Origin of the sequence: Pseudomonas sp. 10-1B (assembly GCF_000935045.1) — a bacterium.
GTDB lineage: Bacteria > Pseudomonadota > Gammaproteobacteria > Pseudomonadales > Pseudomonadaceae > Aquipseudomonas.
Genome location: NZ_JYKS01000051.1, coordinates 1 through 25,081, shown reverse-complemented (window position 1 = coordinate 25,081; position 25,081 = coordinate 1). Strand labels below are relative to the sequence as shown.

The 25,081-nt window shown below is 64.9% G+C and carries 16 protein-coding genes; all 16 read left to right on the top strand.

Annotated features, from left to right (window positions below; genetic code table 11):
• Nucleotides 1-8 precede the first annotated feature (8 nt).
• The 16 genes from tssE (at nucleotide 9) to TZ03_RS23455 (ending at nucleotide 24,993) form a co-directional block, all read left to right on the top strand.
• Entirely contained in the window at nucleotides 9-491 is a 483-nt protein-coding gene (gene tssE / locus TZ03_RS23530; RefSeq protein ID WP_051100759.1) for a type VI secretion system baseplate subunit TssE, read from the top strand.
• Complete coding sequence (tssF, locus tag TZ03_RS23525) at nucleotides 491-2,311, top strand: type VI secretion system baseplate subunit TssF (RefSeq protein WP_051100758.1); 1,821 nt, start codon at nucleotides 491-493, stop codon at nucleotides 2,309-2,311. The genes tssE and tssF overlap by 1 nt, the downstream gene beginning before the upstream one ends.
• Complete coding sequence (tssG, locus tag TZ03_RS23520) at nucleotides 2,275-3,345, top strand: type VI secretion system baseplate subunit TssG (RefSeq protein WP_051100757.1); 1,071 nt, start codon at nucleotides 2,275-2,277, stop codon at nucleotides 3,343-3,345. Before tssF ends, tssG begins: the two co-directional genes overlap by 37 nt.
• A complete protein-coding gene (gene tssH, locus TZ03_RS23515; RefSeq protein ID WP_051100756.1) occupies nucleotides 3,342-5,939 on the top strand; it encodes a type VI secretion system ATPase TssH in 2,598 nt (865 codons plus the stop codon). Before tssG ends, tssH begins: the two co-directional genes overlap by 4 nt.
• 24 nt (nucleotides 5,940-5,963) lie before the next feature.
• Entirely contained in the window at nucleotides 5,964-6,686 is a 723-nt protein-coding gene (gene tssJ / locus TZ03_RS23510; protein ID WP_051100755.1) for a type VI secretion system lipoprotein TssJ, read from the top strand.
• Complete coding sequence (gene tssK / locus TZ03_RS23505; RefSeq protein ID WP_051100754.1) at nucleotides 6,683-8,026, top strand: type VI secretion system baseplate subunit TssK; 1,344 nt, start codon at nucleotides 6,683-6,685, stop codon at nucleotides 8,024-8,026. Before tssJ ends, tssK begins: the two co-directional genes overlap by 4 nt.
• A complete protein-coding gene (gene icmH / locus TZ03_RS23500) occupies nucleotides 8,023-8,739 on the top strand; it encodes a type IVB secretion system protein IcmH/DotU (RefSeq protein WP_051100753.1) in 717 nt (238 codons plus the stop codon). The genes tssK and icmH overlap by 4 nt, the downstream gene beginning before the upstream one ends.
• Before the next feature lie 30 nt (nucleotides 8,740-8,769).
• Nucleotides 8,770-12,573, top strand: a complete 3,804-nt coding sequence (locus TZ03_RS23495) for a type VI secretion protein IcmF/TssM N-terminal domain-containing protein (RefSeq protein WP_051100752.1) — start codon at nucleotides 8,770-8,772, stop codon at nucleotides 12,571-12,573.
• Nucleotides 12,570-13,478, top strand: coding sequence for a type VI secretion system-associated protein TagF (gene tagF / locus TZ03_RS23490; RefSeq protein ID WP_051100751.1), 909 nt, complete (start codon nucleotides 12,570-12,572; stop codon nucleotides 13,476-13,478). The genes TZ03_RS23495 and tagF overlap by 4 nt, the downstream gene beginning before the upstream one ends.
• Nucleotides 13,475-15,970 carry a type VI secretion system membrane subunit TssM gene (tssM, locus tag TZ03_RS23485; RefSeq protein WP_051100750.1) on the top strand — a complete coding sequence of 832 codons (2,496 nt, stop codon included), beginning with the start codon at nucleotides 13,475-13,477 and terminating at the stop codon, nucleotides 15,968-15,970. The genes tagF and tssM overlap by 4 nt, the downstream gene beginning before the upstream one ends.
• A 144-nt stretch (nucleotides 15,971-16,114) precedes the next feature.
• Nucleotides 16,115-16,633, top strand: a complete 519-nt coding sequence (locus TZ03_RS23480) for an Hcp family type VI secretion system effector (protein ID WP_051100749.1) — start codon at nucleotides 16,115-16,117, stop codon at nucleotides 16,631-16,633.
• A gap of 96 nt (nucleotides 16,634-16,729) precedes the next feature.
• Entirely contained in the window at nucleotides 16,730-17,827 is a 1,098-nt protein-coding gene (tssA, locus tag TZ03_RS23475; RefSeq protein WP_051100748.1) for a type VI secretion system protein TssA, read from the top strand.
• 169 nt (nucleotides 17,828-17,996) lie between these two features.
• Entirely contained in the window at nucleotides 17,997-20,513 is a 2,517-nt protein-coding gene (locus TZ03_RS23470) for an excinuclease ABC subunit UvrA (protein WP_051100747.1), read from the top strand.
• 303 nt (nucleotides 20,514-20,816) lie between these two features.
• Nucleotides 20,817-21,323: a sigma-70 family RNA polymerase sigma factor gene (locus tag TZ03_RS23465; RefSeq protein WP_051100746.1), complete on the top strand. Its 507-nt coding sequence runs from the start codon at nucleotides 20,817-20,819 to the stop codon at nucleotides 21,321-21,323.
• Complete coding sequence (locus TZ03_RS23460) at nucleotides 21,323-22,288, top strand: FecR domain-containing protein (protein ID WP_051100745.1); 966 nt, start codon at nucleotides 21,323-21,325, stop codon at nucleotides 22,286-22,288. Before TZ03_RS23465 ends, TZ03_RS23460 begins: the two co-directional genes overlap by 1 nt.
• Before the next feature lie 287 nt (nucleotides 22,289-22,575).
• Nucleotides 22,576-24,993 carry a TonB-dependent receptor gene (locus TZ03_RS23455; RefSeq protein ID WP_051100744.1) on the top strand — a complete coding sequence of 806 codons (2,418 nt, stop codon included), beginning with the start codon at nucleotides 22,576-22,578 and terminating at the stop codon, nucleotides 24,991-24,993.
• Nucleotides 24,994-25,081 lie beyond the last annotated feature (88 nt).

Here is a 25,081-nt window from a genome sequence, read left to right as displayed (position 1 = left end):
GATGACACATGAGTAACCAGGCCCGCCTGCTACCCTCGCTGCTCGACCGGCTGCTGGACGACCGCCCCTATCAGTCGGCCGAACCGGCCGCGCAGCGCACCTGCTCGCTGGCCGAGTACAAGGCGAGCATCGTCCGCGATCTGGAGGTGCTGGTGAACACCCGCCAGTCCCTGGTCGCCGAGGAGCTTGAAGGCTTCGGCCAGCTCGGTGGTTCCATCCTTGAATACGGCATGCCCGACTTCATCAGCCGCAGCGTGCTCGACCCACATGATCGCCGGCTTATCCAGCAACAGCTGGAGCGGGCGATCAGCACCGGGGACCGGCGCTTTCGCCGGGTCCGTGTACAGCTGTTGGCCCAGCAGAACGGCCACCGCATGTTGACCTTCCGGGTAGACGCCGTATTGCGTCTGCAGGACATCAGCCGCCAGGTGTCATTCGACGCCGTGCTGCAGGTCAACACCCAGGAATACAAAGTGCAGAACCTCAACTGATGCTCGACGAACTGCTGCCCTACTACGAAAAGGAACTGTCGCACCTGCGCTTCCTCGGCCAGGAGTTTGCCGCGCAGTACCCGAAGATCGCTTCGCGGCTGCTGATCGAGGGCGACAACTGCGAAGACCCGCATACCGAGCGCCTGATCGAGGCGTTCTCGTTCCTGTCTGCGCGGGTGCACAAGAAACTCGATGACGAGTTTCCGGAGATCGTCGAATCCTTCCTCGAGGTGCTGTACCCACACTACCTGCGCCCTACCCCGTCGATGTCGATCGCCGAGCTGAGCCTAGGCAAGCACGAGAAGGTCACCGAAGCCTATCGCCTGGCGCGCCATACCGAAATGCATGCCAATGCCGTGGAAGGCGTGGTGTGCAAGTTCCGCACCTGCTACCCGGTTGAGCTGTGGCCGATTGCCGTGCAACAGGCCTCGTTCGCCGAAATGGAACGCTCGGCATTCAACGGCCACAGCGCCGACCTGGTCGCCCACCTGCGCATCCGCCTGGCAGCCACCGGCGATGCCCTGTTCGGGCAGATGGAAATGGACCGCCTGCGGTTCTTCCTCGACGGCGAAGCGACGCTGATGCTGCAGCTGTACGAGCTGCTGTTCAACAACCTGGCCAAAGCCACCCTGAGCTTCCAGGACCAGGGCCGTAGCCGCGAAGTGGCCCTGCCGGCCAACGCGCTGAAGTCCGTGGGCTACGCCCGTGACGAAGGCCTGGTGGATTACTCCGAGCGCTCGTTCCTGGGCTACCGCCTGCTGCACGAATACTTCACCTTCCCCGACAAGTTCATGTTCTTCGACCTCTGCGGCTTCGCCCGCATCCTGCAGGGCAAGGCCATCGAGCAGGTGGAGCTCAACTTCTATTTTTCCGATTACGACCTCAGCGAGCGCCTGGCGCGGTTGACCCAGAACATCGGGCGCAACAACTTCAAGCTCAACTGCACGCCGATCATCAACCTGTTCCGCCAGCAGGCCGAGCCAATCAAGCTGACCCACACCCAGCACGAGTACCCAGTCACCCCCGATACCCGGCTGCACAATGCCGCCGAAGTGATATCGATCGACCGCGTGCGGCGCGTGCGCAAGCTCGGCGGCATCGACCAGGTCGACACCTGTCAGGCGTTCTTCGAGCCACGTGGCGAGCAGGACCCGCGCACCAGTTTCTGGATCGCACGCCGGCGCAACCTGGGCGATGCCACCGCCATGAGCATCCGCGTGGTCGACCGTAACCTGGAACTGATCGACGCCAGCAACGACACCCTGAGCATCGGGCTTACCTGCAGCAACCGTGATGTCCCGCTGATGCTGCCGTTCGGTGGCGAGCGCGGCGACTTCAACATCCCCGCCAACTCGGTAATCAAGGATATCCGCTGCCTGCGCAAGCCCACCGCCACCGTGCGTGTGCCGCTGGGCAAGGGCCTGATCTGGCGGCTGATCGCGCACCTGTCGCTGAACCACCTGTCGCTGGTCAGCCAGGGCCGCGAAGTGCTGCTCGAATTGCTGTCGCTGTACAACTACCGCAACGTCTCGGCCATTCGCAAACAGATCAACGGCATCAAGGCCATCAGCAGCGAGCCGGTGGTCGCCCGTATCGGCCACCCGCGGCCGAACTTCGTGCGCGGCGTGGGCATTACCCTCACCTTCGACGAAAGCCAGTTCACCGGCAGTGGCGTGTTCCTGTTCGGCATGGTGCTGGACCACTTCTTCGGCCAGTACTGCTCGATGAACAGCTTCACCCAACTGACCCTGCGCACCCAACAACGAGAAAAGAGAGTCGTCCAATGGCCAGCACGTACTGGCGATCAGCCCCTGGTCTGATCGATCAGGCCCGAGCCGAGCCGCACCGATTCGAATTCTTTCAATTGGTGCGCCTGCTCCGCCTGCACTACAGCCGTACCGGGCGCATGGACCTGGCGACCCGGCCGCACGAAGACCCGCTGCGCTTCCGTACCCAGCTATCGCTGGCGTTCCCGGCCAGCGAGGTCAGCGACCTGCATTTCGAACGCCAAGGCAAGGTATCGACGGCTGGGCTGCCGCTTTCGGAAGTCCAGGTCACCTTCATGGGCCTGGTCGGGCCATCCGGCGTGCTGCCGCGCCCGTACACCGAACTGCTGCTCGAACGCCACGTGCAGTACCGCGACGATGCTGCCCATGCGTTCCTCGACATTTTCTCGCACCGCATGACCACGCTGTTCTACGAGGCCTGGCAGAAGTACAAATTCCATATCGAACACGAGCGCAACGGCACCTCGGGTTTCGATGGCTACCTGCTCAACCTGGTGGGCCTGGGCCCACGGGCGCAGCAGCTCAAGTTCGAGCAGCAACCGACGGCGCTGCGCCGCGAGCTGTTCAGCTACTTTGCCGGCCTGCTCAGCCAGAAGCCGCGCAACGCGCTGAACCTTGAACGCATGCTCGGCTTCTATTTCTCGCTGCCGATCAAGGTCTGCCAGTTCGCCGGGCGCTGGCTGCACCTGCAGCCCGAACAATGCACCCAGCTCGGGCGTAAAAACGCCCAGCTCGGCCACAGCGCCGTGGCCGGCAAACGGGTCTGGGATTACCAGTCGAGCATCCGTATCGAACTGGGCCCGTTGAGCCTGGCCGATTACCAGCGTTTCCAGCCGGGCAGCGAGTGCTACCGCAAGCTGGTCGAGCTGGTGCGCTTCTACATAGGCGCCGAGCTGGATTTCGAAATCGCCCCGCGCCTCAAGCGCGAGGCGGTGCCATGCGCCCGGCTGGGCCGCAGCGGCAATCTTGCCTTGGGCTGGCTGGGCTGGCTCAAACGCCCTGGCCACGACGCGGAGCCTTCGCGTTGCGCCGTATTCCACATTCCTTACGATGGGGTCGCCTTGTGAACCTGAAGTCTCTGTTCGCCAAGCTCAACGAAACCAGCCGCACGGCCACTGAAAGCGCGGCGGCCCTGTGCCTGTCGGAGCACCACTACGACGTAGAAGTGGAGCACCTGCTGCTGCAGTTGCTCGACAGCGGCGACAGCGACCTTGCGCCGATTCTGCGCCACTATGACGTGGTCGCCGAGCGCCTGCAGGCACAACTGGTCACGGCCCTGGGCACGTTCAAGAAAGGCAATACCCGCACCCCGGCGCTGTCGCCACACATCACCCGCATGATTGAGCAGGCCTGGCTGCTGGCGTCGATCGAATACGGCGTCGGCCAGGTACGCAGCGGCCACCTGCTGCAGGCGCTGCTCGACGACGCCGAACTGCGTCGCGTGGTGATCGCCTCGGCGCCGGAGCTGGAGAAGATCAACGCCGACGACCTGCGCCTGAATCTCGCCGCCCTGGTGGAAGGCAGCGCCGAAGCCAGGCAAGCCAGCCCGCTGGCCAGCCCGGCGGCAGCGGCAACCAGCACTGCCAAGGCCGGCGGCAAGACCCCGGCACTGGACCAGTACACCGTCAACCTCACCCAGAGCGCCCGCGAAGGCCGCATCGACCCGGTGCTGGGCCGCGAATTCGAAGTGCGGCAGATGGTCGACATCCTCACCCGCCGCCGCCAGAACAACCCGATCCTCACTGGCGAGGCCGGGGTCGGCAAAACGGCGGTGGTCGAGGGCCTGGCCCTGCGCATCGCCCAAGGCGAGGTGCCAGCGGTGCTCAAGGATGTGGCCCTGCACACCCTGGACCTGGGCCTGCTGCAAGCCGGTGCCGGGGTCAAGGGCGAGTTCGAGAACCGCCTCAAGGCGGTGATCGAAGAGGTCAAACGCAGCCTGCATCCGATCATCCTGTTCATCGACGAAGCCCACACCCTGATCGGCTCCGGCGGCCAGGCCGGGCAGAACGATGCCGCCAACCTGCTCAAGCCAGCCCTGGCCCGTGGCGAACTGCGCACCATCGCCGCCACCACCTGGGCCGAATACAAGAAGTACTTCGAGAAGGACGCCGCCCTCGCCCGCCGCTTCCAGGTGGTCAAGGTCGAGGAACCCGACGAAGACAAGGCCATCCACATGCTGCGCGGCCTGCTCGGCAAGATGCGCGAACACCACAAGGTAGCGGTGATGGACGAAGCGCTGGTACAGGCGGTGCGCCTGTCCAACCGCTACATCACCGGCCGGCAACTGCCCGACAAGGCAGTCAGCGTGCTCGACACCGCCTGCGCGCGCATTGCCCTGGCACAATCGTCACAGCCTGGTGCCCTGGAAGACTGCCGCCGGCAGATCGACAACCTGCAGGCAGAAATCACCGTGCTCGGCCACGAAGCCGGCAAGGGCCATGACCATGCCCGCCGCCTGGGCGAGCTGCAGGCCGCACTGCAGGCCGAGCAGCAGCGGGAGCAACAGCTGAACACGCAGTGGCAGCAGGAGCTGGAACTGGTCGAGCAGCTCAAGGCACTGGACGCTGCCAACGATGCCGATGCCCAGCAACTCAATGCCCTGCGTACCGAACTGGCCCGCGTGCAAGGCGACCAGCCACTGGTCCACGCGCTGGTCGACAGCGGCGCCATCGCCCAGGTCATCAGCGGCTGGACCGGCATCCCGCTGGGCAAGATGCTGCGTGACGAGATCGACACCGTGCAACGCCTGCCTGCCCTGCTCGGCGAGCGCGTGCTGGGCCAGGAGCATGCCCTGCACGAGATCGGCAAGCGCATCAAGATTTCCCGCGCGCGCATGGAAGACCCGAACAAACCGATCGGCGTGTTCCTGCTGCTCGGCCCCAGCGGCGTCGGCAAGACCGAAACCGCCCTGGCCCTGGCCGATACCCTGTACGGCGGCGAGCGCAACCTGATCACCATCAACATGTCCGAGTACCAGGAGGCCCACACCGTGTCGAGCCTCAAGGGCTCGCCACCTGGCTACGTCGGCTACGGTGAAGGCGGCGTGCTGACCGAGGCGGTACGCCGCAAACCGTACAGCGTGGTGCTGCTCGACGAGGTGGAAAAGGCTCACCCCGACGTGCTCGAACTGTTCTTCCAGGTATTCGACAAGGGCGTGCTGGACGACGGCGAAGGCCGCGAGATCAATTTCCGCAACACGGTGATCATCCTCACCTCCAACACCGGCACCGAGCGCATCATGCAAACCTGCCTGAATGCCACCGAGCTGCCAACGCCCGAGGCCATCGTCGAAGGCCTGCGCGATGAGCTCAACCAGGTGTTCAAGCCAGCCTTCCTCGGCCGCCTGAGCATCGTGCCGTTCTACCCCGTGCAGGACCAGGTCCTCGAGCGCATCGTCGCCCTCAAGCTCGAACGCATCGCCAAGCGCTTCGCCCGCAACCACCAGGCCGAACTGAGCTACGACAAGGCGCTGGTCAAGGCCATCGCCGCGCGCTGCACCGAGGTCGACAGCGGTGCGCGCAACATCGACAACATCCTGTCCCAAACCCTGATGCCCGAACTCGCCCAGCGCGTGCTCGAGCGCATGGCCCAGGACGCACCGATCGAGCGCCTTGCGATCGAGCTGGGCAGCGATGGCGATTTCGCCTATCGCCTGGCCTGACCAGTACCCGGAGGTTTTGCCGTCATGCAACACAAGCACACCGCCCTCAAACACCTGACCACCGCGGCCCTGCTGCTGGCGCTGGCTGGCTGTGGGGTCACCGACCGTATCGGCAAGCGCATGGAAGACAGCTGGGCAGCCGACATGCTGGCCGACAGCGAGAAGGTCATCCTGACGTCCGACGGCGGCAACCAGCTCAACCCCGACGCCGAGGGCAAGCCGCTGTCGGTGGTGATGCGCGTGTACCAGCTGACCGACCTCGAACGCTTCGCCGCCAGCGATGCCGAGACCCTCTGGAGTACGCCGGAAAAAGCCTTGGGCAACACGCTGGTGGAGGCCCGCGAAATTACCCTGCTGCCGGGTATCGGCCAGATCGACCAGTGGCCGCTGGCCAAGAACGCCCGCTACGTCGGCGTGGCGGCGTTTTTCCGCGAGGAACAGGACGCACGCTGGAAAATCGCCTTCGACGCCAACTCGCTGCGCAAGGACGGTATCTGGTTCTCCTCCAATGGCCTGCGGGTGCTGGTGGACAAGACCGAGATCAGCGCCATGCGTGGCGTCGACGTACTGAACAAACCGCCGACCGCAGAGCAGTTGGCCGCCGCGCAGAAGGCCGAAGACGCCGCACCGACGCTCACCGACAAGGTGCAGGACGCGGTGCTCGACAAGGCCACCGATGCCGCCGGCCAGTCGGCCCGCAACGCCATGGATTCAACCTTCAACTCTTTAGTGGATAGCGTCAAATGAGCAAGCAGAGCCGGGTGATGTGGTCGGAAGGCATGTTCCTGCTGCCCCAGCACTTCCAGTACCAGGATGAGTTCCACCAGCACCAGCTGGCCGAGGCGACCCTGCGCAGTACCCCGTTCCACTGGGGTGTGCAGGCACTGCAGGTGGACGAGGACGCCCTGACCAACGGTTCGCTGCAGCTCAAGCGCCTGAAGCTGGTATTCCCCGATGGCAGCCTGTACGACGCGCCGCAGCACGACCCGCTACCGGCTGCCCGCGACCTCAAGGACCTGCTCAAGGCCAACGACCTCACGGTGCATGCCGCCTTGAAGCTGCCCGAACCGTTCGGCCTCAACTACGTCGAGGACGGCCAGGAGCACAAGGCCGCACGGCGTTTCCGCAAGCAGTTCGACACCTTGCCCGACCTCAACGAAGGCGAGCTGGAAAACGAAATCACCAGCCTGCGCCTGAACGTGGTGCTGCTGGTGGACGGCGACAGCCTGGATGGCTACAGCCACTGCCCGTTGGCCAGGCTGACGCGCAACAGCATGGGCGGTTTCAACCTCGACCCGCACTTCGTCCACCCGACGTTGCACCTGGGCAGCCATGAAACGCTGGTTGGTATTGGCAAACGCCTGCTCGGCGCCCTGCAGGCCAAGAGCAAGGCATTGTCCGGCCGGCGCCGCGAGCGTGCCGACCAGATCGCCGAGTTCGGCGCCAGCGACGTTACCCTGTTCTGGCTGCTGAACACCGTCAACCGCGCCCACCCGCAGCTGGCCCATCTGCTGGCTCACCCGCGCCTGCACCCGGAACGCCTGTACCTGTTCCTGGCCGACCTGGCGGGTGGCCTGTTGACCTTCACCCTGGACACCCAGCTCAGCGACATCCCCGAGTACGACCACCACGACCCGGCCGCGTCGCTGGTCAGGCTCGACGAGATGATCCGGGTGATGCTCGACAATGTCGTGCCCAACCAGTGCGTCGTCATCAACCTCACCCAGACCAAACCGTCGTACTGGCAGGGCCGGCTGCTCGACCCGCGCCTTGCCGAAGCCGACTTCTATGTCTCGGTACACGCCGACATGCCCGGCGCCAGCCTGCTGGAACTGGTACCGCGGGCGTTCAAGGTCGGCTCGCCGGAAGACATCGAGGTGGTGGTCAACAGCGCCATGCCCGGCGTCACCCTCAACCATGCGGCGCGGCTGCCCAATGCCATCCCGGTGCGCCTGGACAACCAGTACTTCGCCATCGAGCCGCACGGCCATGTATACGAGCGAATGATGAACGCCCAGACCATCTGCTTCTACGCGCCCAGCGCCTTTACCAACCTCAAGCTTGAACTGATGGCGGTGCTCAAATGACCGAAGCCGTATTGCAACAGGGCGCCGTTGCGGCCGCCAATGACAAACCGACGCTCAAGGCCCTGGTCCAGGACTTCGTCAGCATGGCGCTGATCGTGCGGCGTGGCCGCCAGGTCACTTCGGTGCCGGCTTTCGAAAGCAGTGTCGAGCGTTTCTTCGCCAACCTCGAGCGTGAAGCCCGCGCCGCCGACTACAGCGTCGAACAAGTCAAGGATACCCAGTACGCGTTGTGTGCCTTCCTCGACGAAAGCGTGCTGCGCTCGGGCGATAACGAACTGCGCCGGCACTTCGAGTTGCAGCCGCTGCAGTTCCGCTACTTCGGCGTACACCTGGCCGGTGAAGGCTTCTTCGAGAAGGTCGATGCGCTGCGTGCCGACGTCAAGCAGAACATCGACGTGCTGGAGGTCTACCACCTGTGCCTGGCCCTGGGCTTCGAGGGCAAGTTCAGCCTCGGCCAGAAAGACCAACTGCGCTACCTGGCCAATACCCTGGGCCAGGACATTGCCCGCTACCGCAAGGCGCCCAAGGCCCTGTCACCGGACTGGGCACTTCCCGACCAGGTGTCGCAGATGCTGCGCCACGAGGTGCCGCTGTGGGTGTACCTGGCGCTGATCGCGCTGGTCTGCGTTGTCGTGTACCTGACGCTGGACTGGTTGCTGGACAAGGATGTCGCCGCCCTTTCCGAACAAATCCGCCAGCTGTTCAGTGCCTGAGCACACTTCAGGTAGCCGAGTCAGGAAGACATGAAAACATTACTGCGTCTGTTGAAGAGTTTCTGGATTCTCCTACCACTGCTGTGGCTGGCGAGCCTGTTGATCTGCTGGCTGGTCGCACCGCTGGTGCCGTGGCTGCGCCATCACCTGCCCGAGGCCCTGGCGATCATCAGTGCCTGCTACCTGCTGGTGATCGTGCTGCGCCAGTACCAGCGCATCCGCGCCGAGCACAACCTGGAGAACCTGCTGCAGATCGAGGTTGACCGCTCGTGGAATGCCACCGGCGAGTTCCGCGACCAACAAGTGCTGCGCGAGCGCCTCAAGCATGCCATCGCCATGCTGCGCACCGACCGCTCTGCCGGCGGTGGTGGCAAGGCGGCGCTGTCCGACCTGCCCTGGTACCTGGTGGTCGGCATGTCGGCCGCCGGCAAGACTTCGCTGCTGACCCATTCGGGCCTTTCGGCCAGCATCGCCACGGCCAACGACAGTGAGAGCGGCACCCAGCACTGCGACTGGTACTTCAGCCCCGAGGCGGTGATGATCGACACCGCCGGCCGCTACCTGCGCGACGACCAGTCGGCCAGCGAGTTCTCGGCCTTCCTGCGCATGCTGCGCAAGCAGCGCGGCAAGGCGGCTATCAACGGCCTGGTGCTGGTGGTCAGCCTGCCCGAGCTGCTGGCGGCCAACAGCGATGAGCGCAATGCCCTGGCAGCCCAGTTGGTGGCGCGGGTGGAAGAATACGCCGAATGCCTCGACGCCAACCCGCCGGTCTACCTGATGCTGAGCAAGACCGACCAGTTGCCGGGCTTCAACCAGGTATTCGACGGCCTCGACCTGCACGAACGCCAGCAGCCGCTGGGCATGACCTTTGGCCTGTCGGAAATCCGCAACAACGGCCTGCACACCGTGCTGCAGACACGCCTGAACAACCTGCAACAGCATATTCGCCAGTACGTCGACGCGCAGATGATCGCCCTCGGCGCCGAGGCCGACAGCACCCTGCTGAACTTCCCGCAGTACTTCGCCGCCCTCGGCGCTGTACTCGAACAGTTCCTCGAACACTTCACCCGTGGCCATCGCGGCGGTGCCCCGCTGCTGCTGCGCGGCCTGTACTTCACCAGTGCGCTGCAGACCGGGCAGCAGCTGGGGCAGGTCTATGAAGACGTCATCGGCGACGAGTTCGCCCTGCAGGCGGCCTACGATGACGGCGCCAATAACAGCAGCCAGGCCGTGGGCAACCGCAGCTACTTCATTACCGACACATTCCGCCGGGTGATCTTCCCCGACCGCGACCTGACCCTGTACCAGTCGCGTATGGGCCGCCAGGGCGCATTCAGCCCGTTGCTGCTGGGCCTGGCCGCAGCCACCGGCGTGCTGTTCATCGGCTGGCAGGCGCTGTCGTTCGCCAACAACCGCCAATGGCTGGAAGGCCTGCGCGGGCAGCTGGCGCAAATCGAGCAGGCTGAAGATCGCGAGCAGTTGCTGGCCGCCGGCAAGGGCCTGGAAGTGCTGCGCGAACAGATGGCAAGCGTCGAAACCCATCGCCTGCAAGGCGTACCGCTGCAGCTGGGTGCCGGCCTGTACCATGGCGAGGCTATCCACCAGGTCACCCGCACCGCTTACCTGGCGCAATTGCGCAGCCAGGCGCTGGAGCCGATCGCCCGCAACCTGCAAGTGCAGATGCGTGCGTTCAACACCTTCGCCAACGGCATCGACCAGGAACTGGAGTTCACCCCGGCGCCGCAGCCGAAAAAGCGCAATGGCAAGCCATTGGCACCGGCTATTGCCGCCAAGGCTCAGGCCGCGCTGAGCAATAGCCGCGCTGGCGCCTACGCCGCCAAGGTCAACCTGGCCACCGCCAGCGATGCCGCCGAACTGTCCGCCACCACCGGTGGCCTGTCGCTGTCCGAAGAAATGCTCGGGCGCCTTGACGAGCAGCAGGTCGCGTCGATCATCGATGCCTACAACACCCTCAAGCTGTACCTGTTGCTGACCGACCCCCAGGGCCATCCGGACCCGGCCTTCGTCGCCGCCAGCCTGCCCCTGGCCTGGGCCGGTGCCGCTAGTGAAGGTTCCCCGGCCGACGCCAGTGTAATCGCGGAAAACACCCCTCTGTACGTGCAACTGCTGGAGCAGGGCCAGGCGCCGTCGCTGCCACGCAACGAGCAACTGGTCAGCGAAACCCGGCAGAACCTCAAGTCGTTCATGATCTCCAGCTCGCTGGTCGATCGCGAGTACCTGCGCCTGCAGCTCGAATCGAGCCGCCAGTTCCCGGCCCTGAGCCTCAACGACCTGGTTCCGCAACCGGGCCGCGCGCTGCTGTATGGTTCGGCCGGCGTTCCGGCGATCTACACCCGCCAGGGCTGGGATACCTTCGTCAAGCCCGAGCTGATCAAGCTGGTATCGGGCAACCTGCGCAATGAGTCGGACTGGGTACTGGACGGTGAAGGCGGCGACGCCATCGTGCAGAAGGCCAATTTCGTACGCGAGTTCATGACCCGCTACAAGCGCGACTACACCCAGGCCTGGTACAAGATGGTCAGCAGTGTGGGGGTACGCCACTTCGCCGACCTGGCCTCGGCCACCCAGCACCTGGGCCTGCTCAGCGACGTGCAGAACTCGCCGGTGAAGAACCTGCTGGCGGCAGTCAATGACAACACCCAGTGGGACCTGCCGGTCAAGCACGCTGTGCCAACCCCCGGTGCAGCCCGCGAAGACGGGTTCTGGAGCAAGGTTACCGGCCTGTTCGACGCCAAGGACGCCCTCCCCGCCAACGTTGCCCCGGCCCTGCCAGCGGTCGACGACGGCAGCCTGGCCAAACGCTTCGAGCCGGTGGCGCGGGTGTTCGCCAAGAACAACGCCGAAGGCGCCGACAGCACCATCATGGACCGCTACCTGGCCGCCTTGCGCAAGCTCAAGGTGCGCATGAACAACATTCAGCGCTCGCAGGATGTGGGCAAAAGCAGCAAGCAGTTGATCAGCGAGACCCTGGAAGGCCAGCCGAGCGAAGTCACCACCGTACGCAACTACGTGGAAAGCAGCATCGACACCAGCCAGGACCGCCTGTCCCGCTCGCTGCAGGGGCTGTTCAGCCTGCCCATCCAGTATGCCTGGGCAACCCTGCGCGACCCGGCCGGCCAGCAGATCGCCAAGGCCTGGGCACAGCAGATCGCCAAGCCATGGGAGCAGGTAATGGCGCACCGCTACCCGATCGCCGGCAGCAGCCGCAACGAGGCCTCGATCAAGGACCTGCAGCGCTTCGTCGACCCCGACAGCGGTCTGCTGCCGGCCTTCAAACGCAACGAAATCGGCAACCTGGCCGGTGGTGAAGGCTTGGGCGTGGGCGATGGCAAGGGCCCGGCGCTGGTCAACCCGGGCATGCTCAACAGCATCGACAAGGCCAGCGCCGTGGGCCAGGTGATCGCCAGCCTGTCGGACCGCGACAACGGCTTCGAGATCATGCTGGAGCCTTCCGCCAACTTCACCGACATCGTGTTCACCCTCGATGGCCAGGAGCAGCACTACCGCAACGGCCGCAGCAGCTGGAACCGCTTCGCCTGGCCGGGCAGCAGCAACGCCCCGGGCGCACGTCTGGATGTGGTCACCCTGAGCGGCACCCGGGTCACCGTGTTCGACTTCCCGGGGCGCTGGGGCCTGCTGCGCATGAACGAAAGCGCCCGCGTCGACGACCTGGATGGCATTCAGCAGCGCTTCAGCTGGAACACCGCCAATGGTCGGGTGAGCCTTGTGGTACGCAACTTTGGTGGGGTCAAGCTGACCGACCTGGGTGACGTCAAGGCCCTGAGCGCCCTCAACGACAGGGGCGCACGATGATCGGTTGCTTCGGCAAGCTGCCGTCGAGTGCAGACTTCGTCAGCCTGCATGGCGCCGCGGAGGAAGTCTGCGAGTTCGACGCCTGGCTGCAGTCCTCGCTGGCGGCCATGCGCCACTGCGACGACTGGCAGGCATTGTTCGACGCCTTGCCGATGTGCTTCTTCACTTACCGCGCGCGCAATGGCAACTGGTTGCTGGGCGGCCTGCTCAGCTCACGCGATGCCAGCCAGCGGCGCTACCCGTTCTTCATTTTCCAGCTGCTCAAGGGCGAGGACGGTACGGCGCTGGTCAACCCGTTCACGCTCGCAGAGCTGTTCAGCACGCAGATCAAGCCATTGCTGCATCAAGTGGTGCAAGGTGCCGACTGCGCCGCACTGTTCGAACGGATAAAGGCCCTGCGCCCACTGCATGCCCAGGACCTGGATCTGTTCCGCCGGGTACACGCCAAGTTCCTGCATGACTTCAGCTTCAGCGATGTCGCGCGTGCCCTGCATGGTTCCTGGCCAAGCTTCGACAGTGCCAACGCGCTGGCACGGCTGCAGGCAAGCTGGGCCTCGCTGCACGGCGACGTCGAGGGCGGCATCGAGTTGCCGTTGCCGGCCGAGCGCGGCCTGAAAAACCCTACGGCCGACCTCTGGCTGACCTGGCTGACCCGCATGAGCGGGCACCCTGGCGTGCCGGCGGTGAGCCTGCTTGCCGACGACTTCATGCACCCGCGGCTGTACTGCTTCCTGTCGCGCCACACCCATTGTGCCTATCGCCTGCTCAGCGGTTGCGCCGAGGCGAGCCAGCACCTGGAGTTACTCAGCCCGCTGGCAGTGGCACCACGGCTACACGATTACGACCGACCTCTTGAACACGTCATCGACCAGTTCGTCGATGCGCTGGATGCGACGCCTGTATGAACAAGATCAAGTACTACTGCCTGCGCTACCAACCCTACCTGCTGGGAGTGGTGTTTTTCCTGGCGATCTTTCTGGTCTGGGCCATTGGCGGCGCCCTGGGCTTTGCCTCGTTGCACAGCCTGCTGGCCGGTATCGGCGTGTTTCTGCTGCTGTCGGCGGGCTATGTACTGCTGCTGTACCGCGGCGCGGGCCAGCACCACAACCTGGAAGGCCTGCTGCGCGACGACGCCGACCAGGCGGTACTCAATGCCACCCCGGCCGACCGTGAAGAAGTCAGCCTGCTACGCGAGCGCCTACTCCAGAGCATCGAACGCCTGCACAGCAACAAGCCACGTGGAGCCTCGGCCAAGGACGCGCTGTATGCCCTGCCCTGGTACCTGGTGATCGGCCAGCCGGCTGCCGGCAAGAGCACGATGATCCTGCAATCGGGCCTGAACTTCCCCTATGCCGAGCGCGAAGGCGCACGGGTCGCGGGCCTGGGCGGCACGCGCAACTGCGACTGGTTCTTCAGCTCCGAAGCGGTGCTGCTGGATACCGCCGGGCGCTACATGAACAGCCCCGAGGAAGCCGGCAAGTGGCGCGGTTTCCTGCAACTGCTGCGCCAGCACCGTCAACGCCGCCCACTCAACGGCCTCATCGTCAGCGTCAGCATCACCGATATCCTGCATGGCTCGGCCGAGGACCAGGAACGCGTGGCCAAGCGCCTGCGCGAACGTATACAGGAAAGCTGCGCGCTGCTGGAAGTGCGCCTGCCGATCTATCTGGTTTTCACCAAATGTGACCTGATCCCCGGCTTCACCCCGTTCTATCGCCAACTGGACGAAACCGCACGCGGTGAGGTGATGGGCAAGACCTTCTCCCACAAGGGCTACGCACAGGCCGACTGGGGCCAGCGCTTCGGCAAGGCGATGGACGAGCTGACCGGTTACTGGCAGCAGGTGGCGAGCCAGCAGCTGGTGCAGCAGGACATCCAGGTGACCCGGCAGAACGATGCTGCCTACCGCTTTCCGCTGGAGCTGGCCGCGCTCAAGCCGCGCCTGCAGCAATTCGTCGACAGCCTGCTGCGTGCCAACCCCTATCAGAACGCCGAAATGCTCCGTGGCTTCTATTTCACCGCTGCGCTGGAGGCTGACCAGGCCCAGTGGGGCAGCCATGGCCAGCATGTGGCCGAACGCTTCGCGCTTGAACACGCCCAAGGTACGGCCGCTGCTGACAGCCAGCCGGCACCGCTGTTCATCAACAGCCTGTTCCGCAAGGTGATCATTCCCGACCAGCACCTGGTGGCGCTTTACACCAGCAACCAGCGAGAGCGCCGGCGCAAGGCTGCCTGGGTTGGCGCCGCCGGCCTCACGGCCGTGGTGCTGTGCAGCTTGTGGGGCTGGTCGTACCTGAACAACCGCGCCACCCTGGCCAGCATTGCCGGCGAACTGGCCCAGGCCAAGGCCGACGACCAGGCTGCCAGCGGCCAGTACGCCGCCTGGCGCAGCCTCGACCGCCTGCGTTTCTGGGCTGCGCACTACTACCAGCAACACCATGAGCAAGGCGTGCCGCTTGGCATGCGCCTGGGCCTGTACCAGGGCCATGAGGTCGAGCCGGTGCTGCGCAGCCGCTACTTCACCACGCTGCAGAGCGTGATGCTCAAGCCCACGGCCGACAACCTGACCCGCACCCTGTACCTGTTGACCACGCTCAAGGTCTACCAGCGCAACACCCGCGAGCTGCAGCCGGTAAGCGGTGTCGACAGCGTCGAGGCCGAGGCACTGCCGCATGACAACCGCGCGCAATCGATCGCCGACTTCGGCAAGGCGACCCTGGATACCTACGTGATGCTTTCGCCCGCCCAGCGCGAAAAGGCCGACCCGGCGTTTCTCAAGGCGCGCCTGCCGGACTACTGGTACCCAGCCATCGCCCGCCACACCGGCAAGAGCATGGCCGCGGCCGCCAGCGAGGCCGGCGGCAACCAGGACTACCTGTACGCCAGCCGCCAGATCACCTTCTACAGCGACCAGATCCGTGAGCCGGATGTGCCGCGCATCCTCGACAACGCCTTCCTGATGTCCAGTTCGCGCAATTACATCGACAGCCTGCGCGCCCAGTCGCTGCGCTCGATCGAGACCATCACGCTGGAGTCCGACACCCTGTTCGCCTTCGGCCGCGCAGACTTCCAGAGCCTGAAGAACGAAGGCCAGAGCCAGTTGAGCGCGATCGCCAGCAAACTGTTGAACACCCCCAACATCGGCAAGATCGTCATCTCCGGGCACGCCGACCAGCTCGGCGACAGCCAAGGCAATCTGCAAGTGTCGAAACAACGGGCACAAACCATTCGTACCTACCTGGTCGGCAAGGGTGTACCCGCCGAGCTGGTGGTCGCCCAGGGCGAAGGCAGCCGCAAGCCGCTGGTCAACTGCGACATGCAGCAACCACGGGCGCAACTGATCAAGTGCCTGGAGCCCAATCGCCGGGTGGAAATCGAAGTGCGCGGGCTCAACTGAGGCTGCGCTGCAAGAACCGGCTGCCCGGGCCTCACAGGAGGAAGCCCGGGTGGCGGCAAGCCACCTCCGCCGACGTGATCGGCGAGGTCAAAACCAAGGGGCGCATGAGCAACCCTTTACATGTTGTTAATGGAGAGTTTCACAATGGCATTTGACGCGTATATCCAAATCGACGGCATCCCAGGCGAAGTACTGGATGAAAAACACAAGGACTGGATCGAAGTGCTGGGCTACGAGTACGGCGCCACCCAGGCCACCTCGGCTACCGCAAGCTCCTCGGGCGGTGCGTCCTCCGAGCGTGTCGCCCTGAGCGACTTCAAGATCCGCAAGGCTGTCGACAAGGCTTCGGCCAAGCTGTTCGAGCACTGCTGCACCGGCAAGCACATCGCCAAGCTGAAGCTGAACGTGAACCGCGCCGGTGGCGACAAGGTCACCTACCTGACCATCGACATGGAAGAAGTCGTGGTGTCGTCGGTCAAGTTCCTCGCCGGTGGCAACCAGGGCGGTGAAGACAAGGCGGTGAGCGACCTGCCGATCGAAGAAATCAGCTTCAACTTCGCGCGTATCAAGACTACCTACACCCAGCAGAACCGCACCGACGGCCAGGCTGGCGGCAACATCGTCGGTGGCTGGGACCGCACCGCGAACAAAGTGTTTGCCTAAACACGGGCTTGCCCGGGGCCGCTCCGGCGGCCCATGCTCCGCAGCGTGCCAGGTGCGCCTGGCACTGCTGCTCATCAGCAATGACCAGAGAGTTTTATGCCTGAAATCCTGAATGACCTCTCGCTGGCCGCGCTGGTCGCCCCCATCGAAGGCGGCAGTGGCGAAGACTTGAGCTTCTCTGCCCTGTTCGACCAGATCAAGGAGGCGCGCCGGGCGGACCCTGACTACCTGACCCAGGGCGACTGGCAAACCGACTTGAAGACCGCGGACTGGGAACAGGTGGTCAGCCTGTCAGCCCAAGGGCTGGCACAGCAGAGCAAAGACTTGATGCTGGTGGCCTGGCTCAGCGAAGGGCTGGCCCAGCGTGAGCATTTCGACGGTGTCACCTTTGGCCTGGCGCTGACCGCACAGGTCCTGGAGGCGTTCTGGGACACCCTGTATCCAACCCTCGAAGACGGCCTGGACGAGCGCGCTGCCCGGCTGTCCTGGCTGAAGACCACGCTCACCGACATTGCCGGTGGCTTGCCCATTACCCAAGGGCAGAATTTTGGCGTGTTGCGCTATGACGAATCACGCCACGTAGAAAACCTTGCCTTGCAAAACCCCAAGGCAATGCAGACCGCGCTGAACGAAGGCAAGATCAACGCTGAGATCTTCCAGCGTTCAGTGGCGCTAAGCGACACCGAACACTTGCGCACCAAGGCCCTGCAGATTGCCGCCAGCCTGAACGCATGCAACCACCTGCAAGCTACCAGCGACCGCTTGTTCGGCCATGATTCACCCAGTTTCGCCAGCCTTGCGGACATGTTGTCGCGGGCCAGCCAACTGACAGAAAAACTGCTGAAGGACCGCGGCGTCGAACTGCATCCCGCAACCGTGGCGGTAGCAGACCCCGAAATCACCATTGCCCCCACCAGCGAAGCAGGTGAACCGATGAACACGCCCGTCCAGGCCACCGCGCCTGCGCCCATGCGCACTACGCCACTGACCCGCGACGAGGCCTTCACCATGCTCGCGGGCATCGCCCAGTTCTTCAAGCAGAGCGAACCGCAAAGCCCGGTGCCCTACCTGATCGAACGCGCGATCAAGTGGGGCAACATGCCGCTGGAAGGTTGGCTCAGCGATGTGATCAAGGACAGCAACGTGGTGGACAACATTCGCGATGTGCTGGGTACCCGCGAGCAGAGATCCTGACCTATGTAGGCCGCACCGGCCTTTTCGCGGGCGCGCCCGCTCCCACAGGTACAGCGCTGCCTTCAGGTCCGGTGATATCCCTGTGGGAGCGGGCGTGCCCGCGAAGAGGTCGGCACTGCCCATACAAATGCTGCTACCGTGAGCGTTCCCTACCGCCAAGGACAGCGCCATGCCGCCACGCTCCACTCCCCCCACCGGTTTCATTCGTGTCCGTGGCGCCCGCGAGCACAACCTGAAGAATATCGATGTCGATATCCCTCGCGATGCGCTGGTGGTATTCACCGGCGTGTCCGGCTCAGGCAAATCCTCGCTGGCCTTCTCCACCTTGTACGCCGAAGCCCAGCGCCGCTATTTCGAGTCGGTGGCACCCTATGCCCGGCGCCTGATCGACCAGGTGGGCGTGCCGGACGTGGATGCCATCGACGGCTTGCCCCCGGCAGTGGCCCTGCAGCAGCAACGCGGCACACCCAGTGCACGCTCCTCGGTGGGCAGCGTGACCACCTTGTCCAGCTCGATTCGCATGCTCTACTCGCGCGCCGGCCACTACCCCGCCGGGCAAGCGATGCTGTACGCCGAGGACTTTTCGCCGAACACACCACAAGGCGCCTGCCCGGAGTGCCATGGCATGGGCCGGGTCTACGAGGTGAACGAAGCAACCATGGTGCCCGACCCGTCGCTGACCATTCGCGAACGCGCGGTGGCGGCGTGGCCAATGGCCTGGCAGGGGCAGAACCTGCGCGACATCCTGGTGACGCTGGGCCATGACGTCGATATTCCCTGGCGCGACCTGCCCCAGGCGCAGCGCGACTGGATCCTGTTCACCGAGGAAACACCGACCGCGCCAGTCTATGCCGGCCTGACCCCAGCTCAGACCCGCGCCGCGCTCAAGCGCAAGCAGGAGCCCAGCTACCAGGGCACGTTCATGGGTGCCCGGCGCTACGTACTGCACACCTTCATGCACTCGCAGAGCGCGCAAATGCGCAAGCGCGTGGCCCAGTTCATGCGCCCCAGCCCCTGCCCGCTGTGCCAGGGCAAACGCCTGAAGCGCGAGGCGCTGGGTGTGACCTTCGCCGGCCTGGACATCGCCGAGCTGTCGCACCTGCCACTGCAGGCGCTGGCCGAGGTTTTCCGCAAGGTGGCGGCGGCGGACTACCTGGTGCAACAGCAGGACGACCTGACCTTGGAAAAGCGCCTGGCCGCCCAGCGCATCGCCAACGAACTGCTCGAACGCATCGACACCCTGCTCGACCTCGGCCTCGGTTACCTGGCCCTGGAACGCAGCACTCCAACCTTGTCCTCTGGCGAGCTGCAACGCCTGCGCCTTGCCACCCAGCTGAATTCGCAGCTGTTCGGGGTGATCTACGTGCTGGACGAACCCTCGGCCGGCTTGCACCCGGCCGACAGCGAGGCTCTGTTCGAAGCCCTGCAACGGCTGAAACACGCCGGTAACTCGGTGTATGTGGTGGAGCACGACCTGGACACCATGCGCCGCGCCGACTGGCTGGTGGATGTGGGGCCGGCGGCCGGCGAGCACGGCGGCACCATCCTCTATAGCGGGCCGCCCGCAGGCCTGGCACAGGTGGAGCGATCGTGCACCCGCGCCTACCTGTTCGATACAGCGGCCCCGGCCACGCGGGTGCCACGCCAGGCCCACGACTGGCTGAAGCTCGAAGGCATCACCCGCAACAACCTGAACAACCTCAGTGCCGAATTTCCGCTGGGCTGCTTCACCGCCGTCACCGGTATTTCCGGCTCGGGCAAGTCGAGCCTGGTCAGCCAGGCCCTGCTGGAGCTGGTAGGTGCACACCTGGGCCATGCCGAGCAAGGCAGCGAGCCCGAGGCGCAGAGCCTGGAGGACGAACCTGAACAGCCCAGCAGCGGCCAGGTCAGCGCTGGCCTTGGCGGCATCAGGCGCCTGGTCCAGGTCGACCAGAAGCCGATCGGCCGCACGCCGCGCTCCAACCTGGCCACTTACACCGGCTTGTTCGACCACGTGCGCAAACTGTTTGCCGCCACCGCACAAGCCAAGGCGCAGGGCTTCGACGCCGGGCGCTTTTCCTTCAACGTAGCCAAGGGCCGCTGCGCCAACTGCGAGGGTGAAGGTTTCGTCAGCGTCGAGTTGCTGTTCATGCCCAGCGTCTACGCGCCCTGCCCGACCTGCCATGGTGCCCGCTACAACCCGCAAACCCTGGCGGTGAGCTGGCAAGGCATGAACATCGCGCAGGTGCTGCAACTGACCGTCGACCAGGCCCTGGAGGCATTCGCCGAACAGCCAGCGGTGCGGCGTTGCCTGCAAGTGCTGCAGGATATCGGCCTGGGCTACCTGCGCCTGGGCCAGCCGGCCACCGAGCTGTCCGGCGGCGAGGCGCAGCGCATCAAACTGGCGACCGAACTGCAACGCATGGCCCGCGGGGCAACGCTGTATGTGCTGGATGAACCTACCAACGGCCTGCACCCGCAGGATATCGACCGGCTGCTGGTGCAACTGAATCGCCTGGTCGATAGCGGGCACAGCGTGGTGGTGGTCGAGCATGACATGCGGGTGGTGGCGCAGAGCGACTGGGTGATCGATATCGGGCCGGGCGCCGGGGATGCCGGGGGCAAGGTGGTAGTCTGCGGCACCCCGCAGGTGGTGGCTGGATGCAGGGAAAGCCGCACCGCGGAGTTTCTAGCCAAGGCATTGTAGTGCCTGTACTGGCCTCATCGCCGGCAAGCCAGCTCCCACAGGTACGGCATAGGCCTTGAGGTCAATGAGGTCGAGGTGGGAGCAACTGTCTTGTATTGCCTGCACTGGCCTCATCGCCGGCAAGCCAGCACACACAGGTACTGCACAGGGCTTGAGGCCTATGCGGTCGAGGTGGGAGCTGGCTTGCCGGCGATGAGGCCAGTGCATAAAACACAAGGCCTGTGCATTGCCAGGTCTACAGGCTGGCGCATAGAATGCGATCAATTCTTAATTGCACCCCTCGCCTGGAATCCCGCGCCCGTCATGCCGCCCGCCGACCCTACCCTCAACCTGCAGGTCAAGACGCTATACACCGAGCATCATGGCTGGCTGCAAGGCTGGCTGGGGCGCAAGCTGGGCAATGCCTGCGATGCCGCGGACCTTGCCCATGACACCTTCGTGCGCCTGCTCAGCCGCCAGGGCGACAGCTATTTCGGCAGCGAACCCAGGGCCTTGCTCACCCATATCGCCAAGGGCTTGGTGGTCGACCGCTGGCGCCGCCAGGACGTGGAACGGGCCTACCTTGAGGCCATCGCCCACTTGCCGGAACCCGAGGTGCCCTCGCCGGAAACCCGCTGGCTGATCCTTGAAACCCTGTACCGCATCGACGCCATGCTGCGCGACATGCCGGCCCGGGTACGCCAGGTGTTCCTGCTGTCGCAACTGGACGGGCTGACCTATGCGCAAATCGCCGAACAGCTGCAGGTTTCGCTGATCACCATCAAGCGCGACATGCGCACGGCCTTCCTCGCCTGCCTGAGCATCGATTGATGGCCCATCGCATCGACCCGCTGATTCTCGGTGAGGCAGCCGACTGGCTGGTACAACTGCAGTCGGGCACAGCCACCGAGGATGACCACCGCGCAGTGCAGGCCTGGTGCCAGCGCAGTGCCCAGCATGCCCAGGCCTGGCAGCGCGCCGAGGCCGTGCTCGGCGACTTCCGCCGCCTGCCCACGCCGGTTACCGGGGAAACCCTGCGCCGCCTCAGCCGCAACGGTGCGGTCAGCCGCCGTCAGGCCTTGCAGCGCCTGGGGATGTGGCTACTGGCTGCCCCAGCGGCCTGGCTGGCCTGGCGGGAAACGCCCTGGCAGCAATGGACTGCCGATGCGCGCACGGCGGTCGGCGAACAGCGCCCACTGACGCTTGCCGACGGCAGCCGGGTGCTGTTGAACACCGGCACGGCCATCGATATCACCTTCGACGCCCAGCAACGCCGCATCGACCTGCTGGCGGGCGAAATCCTGGTCAGCAGCGCCAAGGACCCGGCCACGCCGACGCGGCCGCTGCTGGTGCGTACCCTGCATGGCCAGGCGATTGCGCTGGGTACCCGCTTCAGCGTGCGTATCGACGGTGCACTGACCCGAGTGGCCGTGCTTGAAGGCGCAGTCGACACCCGCCCCCTGCATGCCGCCAACGGCCTGCTGCTCAAGGCTGGCGAGCGCAGTGCTTTCGATGCCGACCGGGTACTGCCCGCCGCCCCGCTGGAAACCGGCGACCTGGCCTGGGAGCACGGCATGCTGCTGGCCCGCGACATGCGCCTGGCCGACCTGTTGCAGGAGCTGGGCCGCTATCGCCCTGGGGTGCTGCGCTGCCACCCGGCAGTGCGCGAGCTGAAGGTATCTGGCGCCTTCCCGCTGGCCGACACCGATGCCAGCCTGCGGCTGCTGAGCGACACCCTGCCAGTAGCGATCCAGGGCCTGACCCGCTACTGGGTGACCGTTGAACCACAAGTGTGAAAGCCGAACGCAGAACTTGTGGGAGCAACCGTCTTGTATTGCCTGGACTGGCCTCATCGCCGGCAAGCCGGCTCCCACAGGGTCCGCACAGGGCCTGAGGCGAATGCGGTCGAGGTGGGAGCTGGCTTGCCGGCGATTACCGGCGTAGCCGGTGCCAAACACCGCGTCGCCTGCTCCCACAGGTACTGTGCTGGTTTCGAGTTGACGCTGTACCTGTGTGATACCTTTTCCTGCGTCGTCCGGTGATGAGTGCAGAACCTCCATTTTCTGCTCCACAGGACCCTCGCATGACGCCTCGCCAGCCGCACCGTTTCCGTTTCAAAGCCTTGGGCCTTGCCATCGCCATCGCCGCCCTGTCGCCCCTGGCAATCGCCGCCGACGCCAGCCCACGGGCGTATCACCTGGCGGCCGGCCCGCTTTCCGATGTGCTGGCGCGCTTCGCCGCTAGCGCCGGGGTACCGCTGTCATTCGACCCGGCCTTGCTCAAGGGCATACAAAGCCAGGGCCTGGACGGCACATACAGCGTGCCGGATGGCTTCGCCCGCCTGCTGGCCGGCAGCGGCTACAGCCTGATCAGCACCGACAGCGGCGGCTACACCCTGGCGCCGACGCTCGACCTGGGCAATGCCCTGGAACTGGGTGCAACCACCATCAACAGCAACCTGACCGCCATCAGTGACACCTGGCAAGGCGGCCAGGTAGCCCGCAGCGCGCGCCTGGGCGTGCTCGGCGACCAGGCGATCAGCGACGTGCCGTTCAGTGTCACCAGCTACACCGCCAAGACCATCGCCGACCAGCAGGCCCGCACCCTGGGCGACGTGCTGCTCAACGATGCGTCGGTGCGCCAGTCGGCGGGCTTTGGCAACTTCTCGCAGGTGTTCACCATTCGCGGCCTGCCGCTGAACACCGACGACATCAGCTACAACGGCCTGTACGGGGTACTGCCGCGGCAGATCGTGACCACCGAAGCACTGGAACGGGTCGAGGTGTTCAAGGGCTCAAGCGCCTTCCTCAATGGCGTCGCGCCGCAGGGCAGCGGCATTGGTGGCGCGATCAACCTGGTACCCAAGCGCGCCGAAGATACCTCCACACGGCACGTTACCCTCGACTACGCCAGCGGTGACAACATCGGCGGCCACCTGGACCTGGGCAAGCGTTTTGGTGAAGACAACCGCTTCGGCGCACGCATCAACCTGGCCCAGCATGACGGCGGCACCGGCGTCGACGACGAAGCCCAGCATTCCACCCTGGTTGCCGTGGCCCTGGACTACCGTGGCGAGCGCCTGCGCCTGTCCACCGACCTGGGTTACCAGAAAGAGCGCATCAACCAGGGCCGCGCGGTGATCTACCCCACCGGCAGCAAAGTGCCGCACGCGCCATCGGCACGTGACAACTATTCGCAGGACTGGAGCTGGTCGCAGCTCGAAGACACCTACGGCATGGTCAACGCCGAGTACGACCTCGACGACAACTGGATGCTGTACGCCGGAGCTGGGGCCAAGCACACCCGCGAAAATGGCGAATATTCCTCGCTTTACGTCAGTGATGAGAACGGCACGGCACGCGGTGGCTTCCTTTACTCACCTCACGATGAAGACAACAAGAGTGCGGTCGCCGGGCTCAATGGGCGCTTTGCCACCGGCCCGGTCAGCCACCGGTTCAACTTCGGCCTGTCGGGCATGTGGGGCGAGCAGCGTTCGGCCTACGAGGCACTGCTCGCCAGCAAGCGTTTTGACAGCAACCTGTACCACCCGGTGAAGGCGCCGCGCCCGACCGATACCTATTTCGGCAGCGATCTGCACGACCCGCGCATCGTCGGCAAGAACCGCAACAAGAGCGTCGCGTTGTCCGACACCCTGGGCTTTTTCGACGACCGCGTGCTGCTGACCGTGGGCGTGCGCCGGCAGTCGATCAGCGTCGACAGCTGGGCGACCGCCACCGGCGCGCGCAACACGCCCTACGACAAGGCCATCACTACCCCGGTGTATGGATTGGTGATCAAGCCCTGGGAGCATGTGTCGTTCTACGCCAACCGCATCGAAGGCCTGGCCCAGGGCCCGACCGCACCGGCCAGCGTCAGCAATGCCAACGAAGTGTTCCCGCCCAAGCGCAGCAAGCAGATCGAGGCCGGGGTGAAGCTGGACTGGAACAGCTTTGGCGCCACCCTGGGCGTGTACCGCATCGAGCAGCCCAACAGCGTCACCTACCGCGCGCCCGGGGCAACGCAGGACACCTTCAGCATGGACGGCGAACAGGTCAACAAGGGGGTGGAGCTGAACCTGTTCGGTGAACCGCTGGACGGCCTGCGCCTGCTGACCGGTGCGGTGTTCATGCACACCGAGCAGAAGAACACCGCCTATGGCAGCAACGACGGCAACCGCGCCGCCGGCGTGCCACGCTTCCAGTACAACCTGGGTGCCGACTGGGACGTGCCCGGCATTGCGGGGGCGGCGCTCAGTGCCCGCTTGCTGCGCACCGGTGGCCAGTATGTGAATGCCGCCAACAGCCTGAACATCCCGGCCTGGACCCGGGTGGACCTGGGCGCGCGCTATCGCTTCAAGGCCGATGACAAGCAGGTGACGTTGCGGGCCAATGTGGAGAACGTGGCGAACAAGGCGTACTGGGCGTCAGCGTCGACCTCGAACAACTATTTGACCCAGGGTACGCCACGGGTTCTGCGGTTGTCGGCCAGCGTAGATTTTTAAGCTCTGTGAAACCTGTGCTGGCCTCTTCGCGGGTGAACCCGCTCCTATCAAACAAAACATAAGTCATTGTTTTATAAGGTTTTATTTA

What these genes read in the sequence shown, in the direction of transcription:
- tssE (WP_051100759.1), top strand. Translation starts at nt 9, where the DNA reads ATGAGTAACCAGGCCCGCCTGCTACCCTCGCTGCTCGACCGGCTGCTG.
- tssF (WP_051100758.1), top strand. Translation starts at nt 491, where the DNA reads ATGCTCGACGAACTGCTGCCCTACTACGAAAAGGAACTGTCGCACCTG.
- tssG (WP_051100757.1), top strand. Translation starts at nt 2,275, where the DNA reads ATGGCCAGCACGTACTGGCGATCAGCCCCTGGTCTGATCGATCAGGCC.
- tssJ (WP_051100755.1), top strand. Translation starts at nt 5,964, where the DNA reads ATGCAACACAAGCACACCGCCCTCAAACACCTGACCACCGCGGCCCTG.
- tssK (WP_051100754.1), top strand. Translation starts at nt 6,683, where the DNA reads ATGAGCAAGCAGAGCCGGGTGATGTGGTCGGAAGGCATGTTCCTGCTG.
- icmH (WP_051100753.1), top strand. Translation starts at nt 8,023, where the DNA reads ATGACCGAAGCCGTATTGCAACAGGGCGCCGTTGCGGCCGCCAATGAC.
- TZ03_RS23495 (WP_051100752.1), top strand. Translation starts at nt 8,770, where the DNA reads ATGAAAACATTACTGCGTCTGTTGAAGAGTTTCTGGATTCTCCTACCA.
- tagF (WP_051100751.1), top strand. Translation starts at nt 12,570, where the DNA reads ATGATCGGTTGCTTCGGCAAGCTGCCGTCGAGTGCAGACTTCGTCAGC.
- tssM (WP_051100750.1), top strand. Translation starts at nt 13,475, where the DNA reads ATGAACAAGATCAAGTACTACTGCCTGCGCTACCAACCCTACCTGCTG.
- TZ03_RS23480 (WP_051100749.1), top strand. Translation starts at nt 16,115, where the DNA reads ATGGCATTTGACGCGTATATCCAAATCGACGGCATCCCAGGCGAAGTA.
- tssA (WP_051100748.1), top strand. Translation starts at nt 16,730, where the DNA reads ATGCCTGAAATCCTGAATGACCTCTCGCTGGCCGCGCTGGTCGCCCCC.
- TZ03_RS23470 (WP_051100747.1), top strand. Translation starts at nt 17,997, where the DNA reads ATGCCGCCACGCTCCACTCCCCCCACCGGTTTCATTCGTGTCCGTGGC.
- TZ03_RS23465 (WP_051100746.1), top strand. Translation starts at nt 20,817, where the DNA reads ATGCCGCCCGCCGACCCTACCCTCAACCTGCAGGTCAAGACGCTATAC.
- TZ03_RS23460 (WP_051100745.1), top strand. Translation starts at nt 21,323, where the DNA reads ATGGCCCATCGCATCGACCCGCTGATTCTCGGTGAGGCAGCCGACTGG.
- TZ03_RS23455 (WP_051100744.1), top strand. Translation starts at nt 22,576, where the DNA reads ATGACGCCTCGCCAGCCGCACCGTTTCCGTTTCAAAGCCTTGGGCCTT.